Below are 15,593 nucleotides of genomic sequence, written 5' to 3'. Positions count from 1 at the left end.
GTTGATGTTCAACTAAGTTATTCTGAAAAACAAGTTTGTTGCCTCTGTTTGTTAGAGGTAATGACTTTATTGATAAAGATACAATCCATCACCATTTTTCATATTTGATATTGTATTGTAGAGTGCAAAGGAAAATTTGCATAACTAAATTATAAAATCTTCATTGTAAAATTTGATTTCATCATTAGAATTGATAACGGATAGCAATCCTAAATAGTTGGTGAGAGTTGATCCCTTTGGGGCAAACTCTCATCAACTATCTAATCTCACAAATGACTCAGGATTGTTATGTAAATGTAATCCTTAGTCGAGATTGATTTAGTCAATTCAGTTTTCTCTCACTATGCGTGCGGATCGAGAAATATTTTCACCTAGACTATTGAATGCTGATACTGTATAGATATCGTTTTCCCCAGCCGCTTTATCTCGAAACTCAAGCACAACATGTGGATAGATGGGAGTATCATCACCACCGCGTTCTTGACCTTGTAGGGTCACAATCAGAGAGTTGTTGCGATAAACCCGAAATTTTGGCAATCCGTTTTCAAGATCTGGAGTAAAATCCCAAGTTAAGCCAACCTCAGTTGTACTAACTCTTACCACACGTAGATTAGTAGGCGCTTCAGGTATAAGTGTTGGAGAAACTCTGTCTGGATAGCAACTTTCGGTTAAATATGCCGCACCTAAGAGAGCTAAAAGCTTGTGGCTTGAACAAAAACGATATCTCACTTTATCCCATAAATTTGGATTAGCAACATAGGCTTGCCATTTATATGCAGTTTTTCTGTCTGGCAACCACGCTGCTTGCAGGGGATCTCCTTTGTACTGGCTGATTGGGGCAATTTCATGGGTGCTGGGATTAGCCAGCCAACCTTTAGATTCGTCAAGTTGACGGAGTTTTGTACTATCCTTTGCAAGCCGAGCGGTTAAGATCGAATCTAAGTAAGGAATGGCGAGTAGCCTTGTATCAGTAGATCCATGTCCCATATCTGTTTCTACTGCGATCGCCCAAGGCGCACCAGCTTTTCTAAACCGCGTGAAAACTTGTTTGGGTAAGTCATAGCCTTCATCGAAATAGACTGTATTAGGCGTTTCCGCTCCGCCCAACGCATACAATGCTGGCACTCCCAGAACGGCAGGGTTGATGTCCGCGGTGAGGAGTTTAGGTGGTTCTGTGGAAGATATCTTCGCGCCACCTCCTCGCATAGCGACCAAGGCAATCGTGCGATCAGGGTACTTTTGAGACATTTGTATTGACCAATCTGCTCCACCAGAGTATCCCCATAGCACCCAAGGCAGCTTATTTAATTCTGGATGACGGCTTTTCTGCCCAAATTCATCAAGGGCTTTTAAAAAAGCATCTTCAGAACCACGATCAATTACACCCCAGTAATTGCATGGATCGTCAAGAGAACCTCCAACTGTCTGATCAGTCGTGTATTTAGAACCAAGAAGGGCAAATTGATACTTAAGTGCTAGAGCTTGCCATTGTAGATCGTTAGCATATGACAGTCCCGTTGCACCAGCACCACATCCATGTTGCCTTACAATCACACCGCGAACTGGTTCCACTCCATTTGGTATCCAAAGACGGTAATTGGCTGACAAATGTGGAAATAAGTCAGTTGATAGAATAGATACTGCGTAATAACTTCCCCGTTGCAGATTATCGAGTTGAACTAGGGGAATAGTTGATTTTTGTGATAATGGTTGAGGAATTGACAATAACCACTTTGACCATCCTAAATGCATTAGAAAGACAGTTAACGCGGCGATTAGGAAGATGCATAGAAATTTCCATCTCACATTAATCCTAAATGGTATTATCATAATACTATTTCTTTGCCCTCACAATAAAAGCCAAATATAACCATTTGAACTTCCCTCTAATCACCCTATCTAAAATTTTGCTTATCTTTATTCTCAATTGCTCTGGGATTCTCCATTCTAAGAAAGATGGATATATATTTAACCCAAAATGTACAGTCTCGATATTGCTTAATTGCTTTGAACCTAACAAAGCACGAATAGCATTTTCCTCAAATGGCTTGCTCAAAAGTTCATCAGAGCTTTCAGGTTGCACATCACGACCCTTAATTTTCTTTAAAATTCTTTTTCTCAGCCTTCTTTGCCATTTATAAAAACTCTTTTTGTTTATCAATGACATGATGAGCAGTCCATCTGGTCTAAGAACTCTGATCATTTCTGAAAGTGCATCTTCAATCTCATCTTGTTCAACATATTCTAAGGCTCCCATACAAAGAACTACATCGAAGAAAGCATCTGGAAATTCAAGTTTTTGGAGCTTGCCAACAGAAAAATGGGTAGAACTGGCATGTCCAAAATTATTAACACACTCTTCTATCATCTTCTCTGATATATCAATCCCGAAAAACTCAAATCCTTTTTCTATACAGTACTCTGCCATCATCCCTGGACCACAACCAACATCTAAGATTGTGGCACGATCATACTTGTTTAACGAGTCAAAAATTATTTCCAATCGCTGATTAAAAAAGTAGGAAAAAAACGAACCATCTTTATAAGCGGTCGAGTAATATCTTGCGGATTCATCAAAATGTTGAGCAACTATTTGGTCAGTATTAGAATTAGTCATTGTTCTCCAATTTAAAACTTAAAATAAGAAAGTTACAGTTTTTAAGTAATCATAGAAAATAGAATCTTTAGAAACTTAAAATTAATGCTACTACGACTTTTCGATCTTCTTAAATATCTTTTTGCCGAGTTTTAAGGGAGCACCAAGCCATGCCACAAGTGAGCGAATTCTCTCAATTCCAGATCGAAGTACATCATTCTTGTTTTCAGGCTTCTGTTTTGAGAATAAACCTACTGTATGAATTTTTATGTTGTCAATCAATACGGATTTGCCAGGAGGGGTTGGATTCAATCCTAATTTTCTGAGGTAATGGTTGACTTGATACACCCGCGCTCGTAAGTCGAACTGACGCATGTAGAAGAGAACAGTCAATGAAACGGTATAAGTATTTCCATTTCTAACCCAATGAGGGTCGTTAACAGGATGATAGATACCTGTTCCTTGGGTTAAATGATAAACAGTAGCTTTACATTGATTTTCTTCTTGATAGTTTAAACATTCGCGATCGCCAATATAAAACCTTTCAATTTCACTTTCGGTTAATACCGAGCGATCGCGACGGTCAAATAGATTATCTTCTTTTTCTCCGCGAATTTGGAATATAAAATTTTGTTCGCTATCCATGTGATAAGGTGTCGCTGTATGCGGAGACGCAATAAAGATAAACGCTTCAAGCCATGTAATCTCTTTGCGTAAAGGAATACCTGTATGATTCTCGGCTTCGGTGATAATCTGTTCCATTAGAGCTTTATACTCAGGATCGAGTTGTGTATCTTGAAGCAACAACCATGAGTTAGATGTTTCAATATTTTCGATTACTACCGCAACTTGCTCCACCTTATTCGGTCTGACAGACCATTTTTGATCAATTGGGAAATTTCCGATTTTACACATTACATGGCTTTCCTTGTCTGCAATCAAGGTGTTTGCAAGTTTTGCCAAGCGAGGCAGCTCAAATAAAGGATGTCCTGCCAAATTGTGAGAGAACATAAACGGGGAATTATTAAATTTTTTGCGAAAATCCAAAAAATCTCCCTTAATAATGGGATTGGGGATATCAGACTTTGCAATACTTTCTTCAAGAGGAAATGAGTTCATAGGTGACATAGTTTTAACTTCCATTTTTTGATTGTTTGCACTAGATTCAAGAAATACCATCCATCATTAAGTAGACATAATCTTTTTAACTTCGCGCCTGAATTTTCTCCATATTCTCTGGGGAAGTGATTGTCGATAGCCCGACCAACTTGTTAGCTTAAGATACCTGAAGAAAGAGTCTTTTGCTGGAAATTCCTCTAGAGCAACCCATGGTTTTGGAGGTGTTGCAAAGTGAAGAATGAACGAATTGTCTACTTCTTCCTGTTTCATTTGCGGAGTGTTCATGCAATTCCACCTAGGATCGAGTTCTCCCCAGCTACCAACGACTATTGCATTTAAAACGTCTTGATCGCCCCATCGAATATATTCTTGATTGAGTTTTATATATTCTAAAGACTTGCTAGACATATCGTTAATCCGCCATTTTTCAAGATTAAAGACTAAAATCCCAGAATTGAAATATAGGTTGTCTTCTGAAAAACCTAGTTCTTTCCAGTTTTTGAGAAAGAATGGAATTGTACGATACTCGTACGATTTAAGCCTAGCAACAGCAAGTAAATAATTGCTTGCAATGTCTATATCCCATAGTTTTCCAAGATCTCCTACTACTACCAGATCGCAATCTAAATAGATTGCTTTTTTGATGTGTTGCGGAAGAAGTTTTGGTATGAGCAGGCGATACCATGCAGCAATTGTGATGTGAGATATCTCAGGCAATCCAGAAGTTATGCTAGTAGGAATAACATCTTCATTGATAATCTTGTCAGGTTTGGGTATCCATCTAACTTCACAGCGTTCTAGATTGATCGACCTTAAGAACCGTTGTTTACTGCGTTCCTTAATATCTCCATCAATTATAAATAGAAGTATTCTTCGATCCTTTCCTAGATTCTCAAGAGCGGAACGAATTGTAACTGCTAGCGGCATCATATAGTTATCATCTGCAGCACAGGTAACAACAATTGGTTCTTTTTTTGAGTCTAAGCTAGTGCTTTCAAGCTCTAGAGCGACAAGATTAACGTCTTTCATAATTTATCAAACACTAAATGTTTTCTGTCAACAACTATACAACTTTTACGCGACTTATTCTTGAGGTTCTTAATTAATGTTGATTTACGAGAGATTCCCTAATTGTAGGTACTTTCCAGGACGTTCGAGATCAGGAACATACCAAGCAGGGTTGCCTTCTGGATCTCTTCCCAAACGAGCGCTGGGTTGCGGTGGACGATTGCGATCGAATCCTCCAACAGCATTGCCATTAGAGCTATTCGTAGGTTGAGGTAAAAATCCAATCATCTGCATTTCGGCAACACTGTCTTTAAAAGCTCTGATTACAAATTCGATATCGGCATCAGAGTGAGATAGGGTAAAGAAGCAAGGACGATGATCCCAAACATGGACACCTTTTTCGCGCAGCAAATAAAATATTAAGCTGGCATAGGGACTTTCATGAGGGTAGTTAATATAGAAATAAGAGCTGAAGTGGGCAATCTCAATTGGCGCTTCAATTTGCTTGAAGTACTGGTTCAAATGGGTTGCGAATTTACTGACTTTATCGGCAAGCGATCGCTGCAATTCTGGACCACCAGCCTTGAGCTTATTTAGAACAGCTTCGGCTGCGGCTAACGCCATGGGATGACGCACAAAAGTTCCTGCAAAGAAGGTAACTCCGACTTCGGGGATGGAGTTGTCGCCATACTGCCAGAACCCGCCATCAAGGGCATCCATATACTCAGCCTTACCTGCGACAATCCCAATCGGTAAGCCACCGCCGACAACTTTTCCATAAGTTGCCATGTCAGCTTGAATATTAAAATAAGCTTGAGCGCCACCAGGATGGACACGGAAACCTGTCACAACTTCATCAAAGATATAAGCGGTTCCAGACTGCTCAGTTAAACTACGCAAATCCTGTAAAAACTCTTTGGGCTGTAAGTTTGGATCGCGGCTACGAACTGGTTCCACTAAGATTGCGGCTAAATCATCTGCGCGATCGCGCAGAATCTGTAAAGATTCAGGCGTATTGTAATCGAGTACCAGTAGATTTTCAAACATTGAAGGCAGAATACCAGGGGCAGCTGGCAAAGTTTTCAGCTTGGGGCCTTGACGATAAAGCACCTCGTCAAACGTACCATGGTAATCTCCCGCAAAGGTAGCTACTAGATCCCGTCCTGTGACTGTCCGAGCTAGACGTAATGTTGCCATCACCGCCTCTGAACCCGTGTTACAAAAAGCTACTCGTTCCATTCCCGTAAATTCGGCAATAAGCTTGGCAACTTTACCTGCTAGAGGAGTTTGTGGTCCAATCTCAATACCTTTATCTAGCTGTGCTTTTACGGCTTCTGTTACAAAATCTGGTGACCAACCAAAAAAGTTTAGCCCGAAGCCATTGGTTATATCCACATATTCGTTACCATCGACATCCCATAGTTTGGAGCCTGATGCGCGATCGGTAACGATCGGATAAACCATTTCCTTTAGCAGTGGCGTAAAGCCAGAAACTGTACGCGGATCGGCAAGATACTTGCGATGCTCCTGCGTCTGCCGTTTTGACTCTTGAGTCCGAGCGATATAGCGAGCCATGATGCGATCGAGAGATTTTTGCTGTTCTGCCGTCAAGGTAGCACTGACAGACTTTTCGATCTTAGCTCCAGGACCAAAGGATTTTTTGGGTTTGGGGTCTTCGATCTCAGGAGTGGTTGCGGCTGCGATCGGCACAGATATTTCAGGCTGGATGACAGGCTGAGTCTCAGGTAATACTGGTGCTACTGCAAAAGGGGCGGCTGCAACTGCTCCCCCAGTTTGACCGAGCAATTGCAATTGTTGCGCCATAATTTGTAGTTGCTGAGCAACCACAGCTTGCATTGTACCAGCCAATTCGGGGCTGATTGAAGGCAATACAGCTCCATTGTTATATACAGGATTAGGTTGTCCGATGGGATTAGACATGGCTGGAGTATAGGTAGAGGGAGGTGTTGGAGTAGCAACTAAGGTCGCTGTAAGTAAAGTGGGAGATACTGCAGTTGGGATAGCTGCTACTGAAGTTGCTACTTGTGTGGAGAAAGCATCTGGGGGAAGCGATCGCAGCACAAAGTCAGACAAAGTATCGAGATTTGGATAATCTTCTAACAAATGACGAAAAGTAATTTTGACCTTGAACTTCTTTTTCAGAGCCATAGCAACTTGAGTTAGCGATAACGAATCTAAGCCCATTTCCAAGAATGTGATTGTTCCATCACTACCATCAATTTCTAGTCCTGAGGTGGTTTCTAGAACCTCTTGAAGTTGGGGGATTAGTTGTTGTTTGCGAGCTTCAGTCATGGTATGCGCTTTTACTTCTAGTTTGGGCTGAGAGTTGAGATTAGTTTGAGAGATTGGGAGTGATTGGGTTTCGGTAGTCTGAATTGAGATTGATTCAGTATTTTGTTGTAGAGCAAGTGTTTGTTCAATAGCAGGCTTCGGATCGATCCAGTAGCGCTTTCGTTCAAACGGATAGGTGGGTAATGGGATGCGATGTCGATATTCATCAGCATAAAACTGTTGCCTTTCGAGATCAACTCCTGCCAGCCAAAGTTGACCAACAGCTTGCAATATTGCTGCCCATTCGGCATCGTCATCGGCGGTGCTGCTCAAGGAGGAAATCGCAATTTGACGTTTGATGTCTTTTGCCTGTTGTCGCGCTAATGTTGCGGTTGTGGTACGAGGACCAACTTCGAGCAGCACCCGTTCAGGTCGTTCCCATAGTTTCTTGGCTCCCTCAGCAAAACGAACGGTAGCTCGTAAATGACTAGCCCAATACATCGGGTCAGTTGCTTGAGCATCAGTGATCCATTCGGTCGTTACAGTTGATACAAATGGAATCTGGGGTGGTGATAACTGAATGGTTTTGACTATTTCAGCGAATGGTTCGATAATCGGGTCCATCATTGGCGAATGGAAAGCGTGAGAAGTATGCAGTGTCCGACAAACGATCTCTTCGGATTCTAGTTGTTTCTGCAAATTATCAACCTGCTCAGTTGGGCCAGCTACGACACAGAGCGAGGAACCATTCACTGCTGCGATCGCTAGGTCGGCACTCAGCCGCTTTTGCAAGACATCTGCGGGCAAGCGCACTGAGAGCATGGAGCCACTGGGTAATGCGCCCATCATCCGAGCACGAGTCGCTACTAGTCTCAACCCATCTTCTAAAGAAAATACACCCGATAAACATGCTGCAACAAATTCGCCAATACTATGCCCAATCATCGCTGCGGGGCGAACACCCCAACTCTGCCAGAGCAGGGCAAGCGCATATTCAATCGTGAACAAAGCAGGTTGAGTGTATTGGGTCTGGCGGAGCAAAGCCGTATCAGCCTCATCACCATCGTTGCTTTGGGGCGGATAAATGATTTGAAGCAGCTCTAGATCCAGTAACGGTTTAAGAATCTCTGCACAGCGATCAACTGCATCTCGAAACACTTTTTCATGCTCGTAGAAATACTTGCCCATGTGCAGGTATTGCGAACCCTGACCAGGAAACATGAACACTACATCTGGATTGCGAATTTCACTTAGTCGAGTGGCACTACGTTTTACATCCAGAGATTCTAGCGTTGCGATCGCTTCTAAGCGATCGCGACAAACGACAAAACGGCGATGATTGTACGCTTTCCTGCCATGGTCAAGGGTATAAGCAACATCTGCCAAGTTCGTCTCAACATTTTGAGTGAAGTATTCCTTGAGGCTTGTCGTGGTCTGCTCTAGAGCCGTACTAGTTTTTGCTGACAATCGCAACAATTGATAGGGGCGAGAAGGGCTTGATTCATGCACTGATGGAGCTTCTTCTAAGACCACATGAGCATTTGTGCCACCCACACCAAAGGAACTAACTCCAGCGCGTCTTGGAGTCTCACGAGCGCTCCAATCTACGAGTTTATTGTTGACATAAAAAGGACTATTCGCAAAGTCAATTTCTGGATTAGGTGCTTCAAAGTTAAGACTAGGTGGAATTTTTTTATAATAAAGCGCTAGTGAGGTTTTGATCAGTCCCGTCACACCAGCAGCAGCAACTAAATGACCGACGTTACTCTTAATGGAGCCGATCGCACAGAACTGAGTCGCATCGGTTTGAGTGCGAAAAGCCTGAGTTAGAGCTTCAATTTCGATCGGGTCTCCCAGCGGAGTCGCAGTTCCGTGCGTTTCGATATAAGTGATGGTTTCGGGAGGGATACCAGCTGAAGCTTGCGCCATAGCGATCGCGCCAGCCTGTCCATTGACGCTGGGTGCAGTGAAGCTCACCTTGTCAGTACCATCATTATTCATTCCTACGCCTTTAATCACGGCATAGATGCGATCGCCATCATCTAATGCTTCCTCCAATCGTTTCAGTACAACAATACCTGCCCCACTGTTAAACATGGTTCCTTGAGCGTTAGCATCAAAGGGACGGCAACGCCCATCAGGGGAAAGCATACTACCTTCTTGATGGAGATAGCCGCGATTTTGGGGAGTGGTAATAGAAATACCACCAGCTAAGGCAATATCACATTGATTACTCATCAACCCCTGAAACGCTTGAATTACAGCAACCAGAGATGTTGAGCAAGCTGTATTAATGCTGAGACTTGGTCCAGTCAGCCCAAGTTTATAGGAGGTGCGAGTAGTTACAAATTCCTTCTCATTCGCTAGCATCGTCTGAAATTCACCCAGTCGATTGATAATTTCGGGACGACCGCAGATGTGATGCTCAAAGTAGGTATTTTGCCCAGAGCCAGCATATAAACCGATCGCACCATCATAAGATTCAGGCATATAGCCCGAATTTTCCAAGGCTGTATAAGCTAGTTCTAGAAATACTCTTGCCTGTGGATCCATAACTTCAGCTTCTCTAGGACTAATTCCAAAGAACCCTGCGTCAAAGGTTTCGGCTCCTTCAACAATACCCCTGACACGAACATAGTTGGGGTCAGTACGCAATTCGACATCAACACTAGGATCGATTTCTGCATCAGTAAAAGCAGTGCAGGATTCTATGCCATTACAGAGATTCTGCCAAAGAGCTTCGACACTATCAGCACCAGGGAAACGCCCAACCATACCAATAATTGCGATGCCATCCGAGTTAAGCTTTGGCGATTTCTGAAGAAGGCGATCGCGTTGGTTAATTTTCGGCAGATGAGGCTCTGACTGTTTGAGATCTTCGCGATCGAGATATTGGGCTAACGTGCGGATGGTTGGATACTGGTAAAGCTTGACAGCGCGAAATTCAGAACCTAATTGTTTTTGAACTCTCGTAACCATCTGTAAGCCCAGCAGTGAAGTCCCGCCAATATCAAAAAAGTTATCTTCAATGCCAACCTGCTCCAAGCCCAACACACTACACCAGATTTCAGCAAGTACCCGTTCTTTAGGTGTATTGGGAGCAATAAAGTTTGCGCCAGCACCTGTAACTACAGGCGCTGGTAAAGCACGGCGATCGGCTTTACCATTGGGTGTTAGGGGGATTTTATCTAAAACAATAATCGCCGCAGGAATCATGTAATCAGCTAACTGATCTTGCAAAAAAGACTTAATTAGATTGATATTAGGCGAATGCTCCGCTCTCGGTGTTATATAAGCAACCAGTCTCTTGCTGCCAGGAATATCTTCACGTACTATCACTACAGCATCCCGAACACTTTCATGCTGACTCAAAGCTGCTTCAATTTCACCTAGTTCAATGCGGAAGCCGCGAATTTTTACCTGATTATCTAGTCGCTCTACAAACTCAATCGTGCCACCTGGTAGCCACCTCACCCGATCGCCTGTTTTATAAAGCCGTTTGGTAGAATCAGCACTGAATGGATCGGGAATAAATTTCTCTGCGGTCAGGTCAGGACGATTGATATACTCACGAGCTAGTCCGTCACCGCCAACATGCAGCTCTCCCAATACGCCAATGGGAACTGGTTGACCGTTGTTATCTAGAATGTAAACCTGAGTATTAGCGATCGGTTTACCAATAGGAATCGAGGTTACACGTTCTGCTAAAGCGCAAGGAATGCGATAACAACAAGTAAAGGTCGTATTTTCAGTTGGTCCATATCCATTAATTAACTGGGTAGCAGGTAGATGTTTTTGCGCCAGACGAATAAAGCTAGGAGAGAGAGCTTCGCCACCTGTAAGTAGTTCTTTGACCCCCGTAAGGGCTTCAGGTGATTCAGCTACGATCGCATTAAACAGCGCTGCGGTCAACCACATAGTTGTAACGCCGTGAGTTTGAATAACTGTTCTCAAGTCTTGCGGATCGGGAATGCCATCATTTGGAAATAAAACGCAGCACCCACCATGAAGCAATGCGCCCCAAATCTCTAAAGTGGCAGCATCAAAAGAAATAGGCGCTAGTTGCAGCAAGGTTTGATTGCCATCTAGATCTGTAAAGTTTGTGCCAAAGACCAGTCTTGCAACTGCTCGGTGAGGAATAGCAACCCCTTTCGGGCGACCTGTTGAACCAGAGGTATAGTTGATATACGCTAAGCTATCGGCATTGATAGTTGTTCCAATTGGAATACCTGCTGTGCTCCCATCACCCCAATTCGCTTTTAGACAAATAATATGCGATTGAGTAGGCGGTATGCGATCGCGCAGACGTGTCTGCGTAATCAATACTGGAGCTTGAGTATCCTCTAACATAAATGCAAGGCGCTCTTGCGGATATGCTGGATCGAGGGGAACATAGACTCCACCAGCTTTGAGAATTCCTAGAATGGCTACAATTGTCTCGATTGACCTTTCTATACACATTGCCACAAATGTCTCTGCGCCTACTCCGAGCTGTTGTAGTTCGCAAGCAAGCATATTAGCGCGATTGTCCAACTCTTTATAAGTAAGACTTGTTTCAGATCCTGAGCCTAAGGATGGAAGGATGATTGCAATCTTGTCGGGCGTTTTCGCTACCTGATCAGCAAATATCTCATGAATTGTTCGATCTGAAGGATAGTCTACTTGTGTATTATTCCACTCTACCAGAATCTGATGGCGTTCGGCGGTCGTTAGGATTGGCAAATTTGCAATGTTCTGATCGGGATTCGAGATTAGGCCTTCTAGCAAAGTTTGTAAATGCCCCAAAAGGCGAATGATCGTAGCTTCTTGAAAACGGTTGCGATCGTATCTAACTTGAAAAGTGAATTCTGGTTCTACCTTAACACCAATAGTTATTGGATAATTAGCTAATGGAGTAGCTCCTTGCTCTATGTTATCAAGTATCAACAAAGTCTCAAACATCAACATTCCTGAAGGGATATCGATCCATTCTTGGATTTGACTTAATGGAACTTGTCTGTATGTTTGTATAACTTTCCACTGCTCCTGAATCTGATGCAGCCAAGGTAAAAGAAGAGTTTCAGGACTAGTCTTGATGCGTAAAGGGATGAGGTGACTATTGTTATCGAAGTTTTCTATCACCTTAGAAACAAACTGAAATCCAAAAACAACGTCTTCATCACCACTATATCGATTGAGGAGCAAAGACCAAATTCCTTGCAGTACAGCACCAACCTCTAGATCGTTTTCGCGAATAAAATTGTTAAAGATAAAAGTTAAAGGTTCATCAAGGCAACCATAAGCCATCTGATAATCGGCTACTGAAGTATTCTCTTTAGCCCGTACAGAATCACAACCTAAAAATGTGTTTGCATTAATTTCCTTTAGAAAGTGCTTCCAAAAATTCTCTTGGCTAGTAAAAGTAGCTTTCGTTATAGATTCTGTATGTTCAACACCAATTTCAACGCTTGTTTTCATCAGAAGTCAGCATATTAAGGTTATGTAAAGATGAGTACGCCTAATAATTTCGCAATACTCTCAATTTAAAATTAGAATTTAGCATTTTGCACCACATTTGTAAATCCATAGTAATTAAGAAACTAAGAAAAAGATGGTATAACAAAGTTATAGAAAAGTTATACATTGGTTACTTAGTTGCTTTTTTATTAACTCCAGCTTCCTGCTTGGAAAAGGTAACCGTCCAATACCCAAAGGAAAAATCAGGGTTCTAGGGTTTGAGCCAGTAGGTTGCTGAATAACAGGAATTAATGAAGGCGGCTTCATGCCGAGCCGAGCCGCAACACAAGATTTTGTCAGGAAATCTAAGATAGAACGCCCTTGTGATTTCAATGAATGGTTCACAGTCAAGATTCTCGCCACAAATTCGCTCCCAGCCTCTGATTGAGAGCCGAAACTGAGGTTACACCAAATTACTGCTAGCCGCAACGCTCGCTCTGCCGAATTATTGGTTGCCTCAACTGCATCGTGATATGTAAAAGTCCACAACGCTTCTTCCACTTTCAGTAGTTTTCGGCATGTCCGCACCGTTTTAGCTAGAGGTGTTTTTTCTCGGACTCCTATTTGAGGTATTCACAAAAAGTATTTGTATCTGTATGTAGCCATGTTTGAGTGGGCATACAATCTACGTTGGATTGATTTTGACTTCCTTCGTCGTCTTCTTATGCCTCCTTCCACCTATTTACCTAGATGAGCGATAGTTTTTCATTGCCTCGATAAACCTCATAGCCATAAGATGTAATCAAAGCTGCATCAAAATCTAACTCTTCTCTCATTCGCAATCGAATATTCCCTAAAAAACACACCTCACCTTCGGCAGTCCCTGTATATGGACTATTTCCCACATCAACCATCGATCGCCCCTCTCACCACCCATAAAACCTGATCGCCTAAGTCTCAACATCAAACTGCGATCGCCCCTCAACACCCAACACCCGATCGCCAATTTTCCAACATTAACCAGCGATCGCCCCTCTCACCACCCATAAAACCCGATCGCCTAAATCTCAAAATCAAACAGCGATCGCCCCTAATCAACCTACAAACCCGATCGCCTATTCCCTCAAATCAAACAGCGATCGCCCCTCAACACCCAAAACCCGATCGCCTATTTCATCATCATCAAAACAGCGATCGCCTAATCTTAATCGGATCTCTAAACTTACATACTACAGAATACAATTAAGCTAGTAAAGTTCAAATAATGGATATGCTAAAAACTCTTTGGGCTACTGTTCAAAAAGGAAAAATTGAGTTATTGGAGGCTTCAGAACTGGCAGAAGGGACAAAGGTATTGGTAACTGTATTGACTGATGACTATGAGTCTGAGTTTTGGCTTCGGGCGAGTCAGACATCACTTGATACAGTTTGGAATAATACTGAGGATGATATCTATGCCGAATTACTCTAAAAATGTCATCATTTTAGTTCGATACCCATTTTCAGATTTGTCTAATGCGAAGGTTCGTCCTGCGGTAATTGTGAATGCGCCACATAGTTCTCAAGATATTCTAATAGTGCCGCTAACTAGTAAAACAGGATCATTGCTTGATGGGGAGTTTGTGCTTTCTAATTGGGCGGCGGCAGGGCTGAATGTTGTTACGGCAGTCAAGCGTGGTATCTATACTGTAAATAGAAGTCTAGTTATCAAGATTGTTGGGAAGTTACCTGATGTTGATATTGATAGACTTGAGCAATCTTTAAGAGGTTGGCTAGGTTTATGATTACAACCCGATCGCCAATTTTCAACATTAACAAGCGATCGCCCCTCTCACCACCCATAAAACCCGATCGCCTAAATATCAATATCAAACTGTGATCGCACCCTCATCACCCACAAACCCGATCGCCTATTTCCCAACATCAAACGGCGATCGCCCCTCATCCCCCATAAATCCGATCGCCTATTTCCCACATCAACCAACAATAATTTAGTAGTGAAAGCGGCAGGCGAGAATTCTGATTTTATCGTCTAAAACTTCATAAACTAGACGATGTTCTTGATTAATCCGCCGTGACCAACAGCCAGATAGATCATGTTTTAGTGCTTCAGGTTGTCCTGTGCCTTCAAATGGATTACGTTAGACTTCACGAATCAGTTTGATGATTTTTAAAGCTTTTTTACGATCATTTTCAACCCACCAAGCTAAGTCCTCAAAAGAATCTGCATCAAATTCCAAGTTTTTCACAGGCTGATTCCAAAGAGATTCCATCTTGACGTTTTCTGGCTGCAAGCAGTCTTTCTTTCATGGCTGAACTACTGAGTAAATAGTCGGTTTCTCTTTCTGCCATTAGTTCTTGCCAAAAGGCAACGGGGACAACTACAGAAACTGTTTGCCCTTCTGAATCACAGATGTATTGTAATGCGTTAGTCATAGCAGTCAATATAACTTACTTGATTAATCATAATTATAACTGATCGCCCCTCACAACCCCAAACCCGATCGCCTATTTCCCACATCAAACAGAGATCGCCTCTTCACCACCCACAAAGCCAGATCGCCTATTTCCCCAATATCAAAATAGCGACCACCTCTCAGTAAATATGTTAATCTGAATTAGGTTGATGCTTTAAGCAAAGGTAAAAATGGATACTTTAGCGCAAACATTAAATGTAAAATTAGCCAGATGGCAACCAGATGTTGCTAAATTGGTGAGACAGTTCATCTTGGAAATAATTGATTTAGCTGATCGAGATGCTTTAGATATTTTGCGATCGCGTTCTGTGGAACAAGAGGTATTGGATTTGCTGGATCAATATTAAGCAGGGTGAAGTTTGGTTAGCGGATTTAGGCATAGCTGCGAAGACTCGTCCTGTTGTCATTGTTTCTCGTTATGATGCAAATCCTCCAAGAGTTTTAGTGATTTATGTTCCTCTGACGACTCAGTATAGAAATAGTGAGTATGAGGTCGTACTTCCTAACTTGAAGTTTCTCAATCAATCATCCATAGCTAATGTTCAGGGTATTGCTTCTATTCCTACTGCAAGGTTAGAACGCAAATTGGGAGAGTTGCCAAGTGATGTGATGTTACAAATCAAGCAAGCGATTATTTTTGCATTGGATTTAAGTTTGTAAGACAG

At 42.4% G+C, this 15,593-nt stretch carries 11 protein-coding genes and 2 pseudogenes; 4 read left to right on the top strand and 9 right to left on the bottom strand.

Annotated features, from left to right (window positions below; genetic code table 11):
- Window positions 1-327 precede the first annotated feature (327 nt).
- The 7 genes and pseudogenes from APA_RS01165 to APA_RS01135 form a co-directional block, all read right to left on the bottom strand.
- The gene (locus APA_RS01165; RefSeq protein WP_201320492.1) at window positions 328-1,830 is read right to left on the bottom strand and encodes a hypothetical protein; all 1,503 of its coding nucleotides are present in this window, start codon (window positions 1,828-1,830) and stop codon (window positions 328-330) included.
- Between the two features lie 4 nt (window positions 1,831-1,834).
- Window positions 1,835-2,617, bottom strand: coding sequence for a class I SAM-dependent methyltransferase (locus tag APA_RS01160; protein ID WP_201320491.1), 783 nt, complete (start codon window positions 2,615-2,617; stop codon window positions 1,835-1,837).
- A 90-nt stretch (window positions 2,618-2,707) separates the two neighbouring features.
- The gene (locus tag APA_RS01155) at window positions 2,708-3,724 is read right to left on the bottom strand and encodes a cupin-like domain-containing protein (RefSeq protein ID WP_201320490.1); all 1,017 of its coding nucleotides are present in this window, start codon (window positions 3,722-3,724) and stop codon (window positions 2,708-2,710) included.
- A 57-nt stretch (window positions 3,725-3,781) separates the two neighbouring features.
- Complete coding sequence (locus APA_RS01150) at window positions 3,782-4,744, bottom strand: glycosyltransferase family 8 protein (RefSeq protein ID WP_201320489.1); 963 nt, start codon at window positions 4,742-4,744, stop codon at window positions 3,782-3,784.
- An 84-nt stretch (window positions 4,745-4,828) separates the two neighbouring features.
- Entirely contained in the window at window positions 4,829-12,472 is a 7,644-nt protein-coding gene (locus tag APA_RS01145; RefSeq protein ID WP_236579356.1) for a non-ribosomal peptide synthetase/type I polyketide synthase, read from the bottom strand.
- 279 nt (window positions 12,473-12,751) lie between these two features.
- Window positions 12,752-13,078, bottom strand: a pseudogene (locus APA_RS01140) (IS66 family transposase); the annotation flags it as partial.
- A gap of 119 nt (window positions 13,079-13,197) precedes the next feature.
- Window positions 13,198-13,356: a hypothetical protein gene (locus APA_RS01135; RefSeq protein WP_201320487.1), complete on the bottom strand. Its 159-nt coding sequence runs from the start codon at window positions 13,354-13,356 to the stop codon at window positions 13,198-13,200.
- Window positions 13,357-13,721: 365 nt separating this feature from the next.
- Here APA_RS01135 and APA_RS01130 point away from each other — a divergent pair, with 365 nt between their 5' ends.
- Together APA_RS01130 and APA_RS01125 are read left to right on the top strand one after the other, a co-directional pair.
- Window positions 13,722-13,922, top strand: coding sequence for a hypothetical protein (locus APA_RS01130; protein ID WP_201320486.1), 201 nt, complete (start codon window positions 13,722-13,724; stop codon window positions 13,920-13,922).
- A complete protein-coding gene (locus APA_RS01125; protein ID WP_201320485.1) occupies window positions 13,906-14,235 on the top strand; it encodes a type II toxin-antitoxin system PemK/MazF family toxin in 330 nt (109 codons plus the stop codon). The genes APA_RS01130 and APA_RS01125 overlap by 17 nt, the downstream gene beginning before the upstream one ends.
- A gap of 207 nt (window positions 14,236-14,442) precedes the next feature.
- On the opposite strand, the pseudogene APA_RS25635 reads toward APA_RS01125, so the two are convergent.
- Both APA_RS25635 and APA_RS01115 read right to left on the bottom strand, forming a co-directional pair.
- Window positions 14,443-14,724: pseudogene (locus tag APA_RS25635) on the bottom strand (Txe/YoeB family addiction module toxin).
- Window positions 14,681-14,887, bottom strand: coding sequence for a prevent-host-death protein (locus APA_RS01115; RefSeq protein WP_201320484.1), 207 nt, complete (start codon window positions 14,885-14,887; stop codon window positions 14,681-14,683). Before APA_RS01115 ends, APA_RS25635 begins: the two are co-directional and overlap by 44 nt.
- A gap of 211 nt (window positions 14,888-15,098) precedes the next feature.
- Between APA_RS01115 and APA_RS01110 the strand changes: the two genes are divergently transcribed.
- Complete coding sequence (locus tag APA_RS01110) at window positions 15,099-15,275, top strand: hypothetical protein (RefSeq protein WP_201320483.1); 177 nt, start codon at window positions 15,099-15,101, stop codon at window positions 15,273-15,275.
- Entirely contained in the window at window positions 15,265-15,588 is a 324-nt protein-coding gene (locus tag APA_RS01105; protein ID WP_201320517.1) for a type II toxin-antitoxin system PemK/MazF family toxin, read from the top strand. The genes APA_RS01110 and APA_RS01105 overlap by 11 nt, the downstream gene beginning before the upstream one ends.
- Window positions 15,589-15,593: the final 5 nt, after the last annotated feature.

It is taken from the genome of Pseudanabaena sp. lw0831 (assembly GCF_016584665.1).
In the GTDB taxonomy this organism is placed as follows: Bacteria; Cyanobacteriota; Cyanobacteriia; order Pseudanabaenales; family Pseudanabaenaceae; genus Pseudanabaena.
The sequence above is the reverse complement of the archived record's forward strand: the minus strand, read 5'-3'. Positions and strand labels throughout refer to the sequence as shown.

Coding starts and splice junctions, on each gene's coding strand:
- APA_RS01165 (WP_201320492.1), bottom strand. CDS start 1,830: ATGATAATACCATTTAGGATTAATGTGAGATGGAAATTTCTATGCATC.
- APA_RS01155 (WP_201320490.1), bottom strand. CDS start 3,724: ATGTCACCTATGAACTCATTTCCTCTTGAAGAAAGTATTGCAAAGTCT.
- APA_RS01145 (WP_236579356.1), bottom strand. CDS start 12,472: ATGAAAACAAGCGTTGAAATTGGTGTTGAACATACAGAATCTATAACG.
- APA_RS01115 (WP_201320484.1), bottom strand. CDS start 14,887: ATGACTAACGCATTACAATACATCTGTGATTCAGAAGGGCAAACAGTT.
- APA_RS01125 (WP_201320485.1), top strand. CDS start 13,906: ATGCCGAATTACTCTAAAAATGTCATCATTTTAGTTCGATACCCATTT.
- APA_RS01110 (WP_201320483.1), top strand. CDS start 15,099: ATGGATACTTTAGCGCAAACATTAAATGTAAAATTAGCCAGATGGCAA.
- APA_RS01150 (WP_201320489.1), bottom strand. CDS start 4,744: ATGAAAGACGTTAATCTTGTCGCTCTAGAGCTTGAAAGCACTAGCTTA.
- APA_RS01130 (WP_201320486.1), top strand. CDS start 13,722: ATGCTAAAAACTCTTTGGGCTACTGTTCAAAAAGGAAAAATTGAGTTA.
- APA_RS01160 (WP_201320491.1), bottom strand. CDS start 2,617: ATGACTAATTCTAATACTGACCAAATAGTTGCTCAACATTTTGATGAA.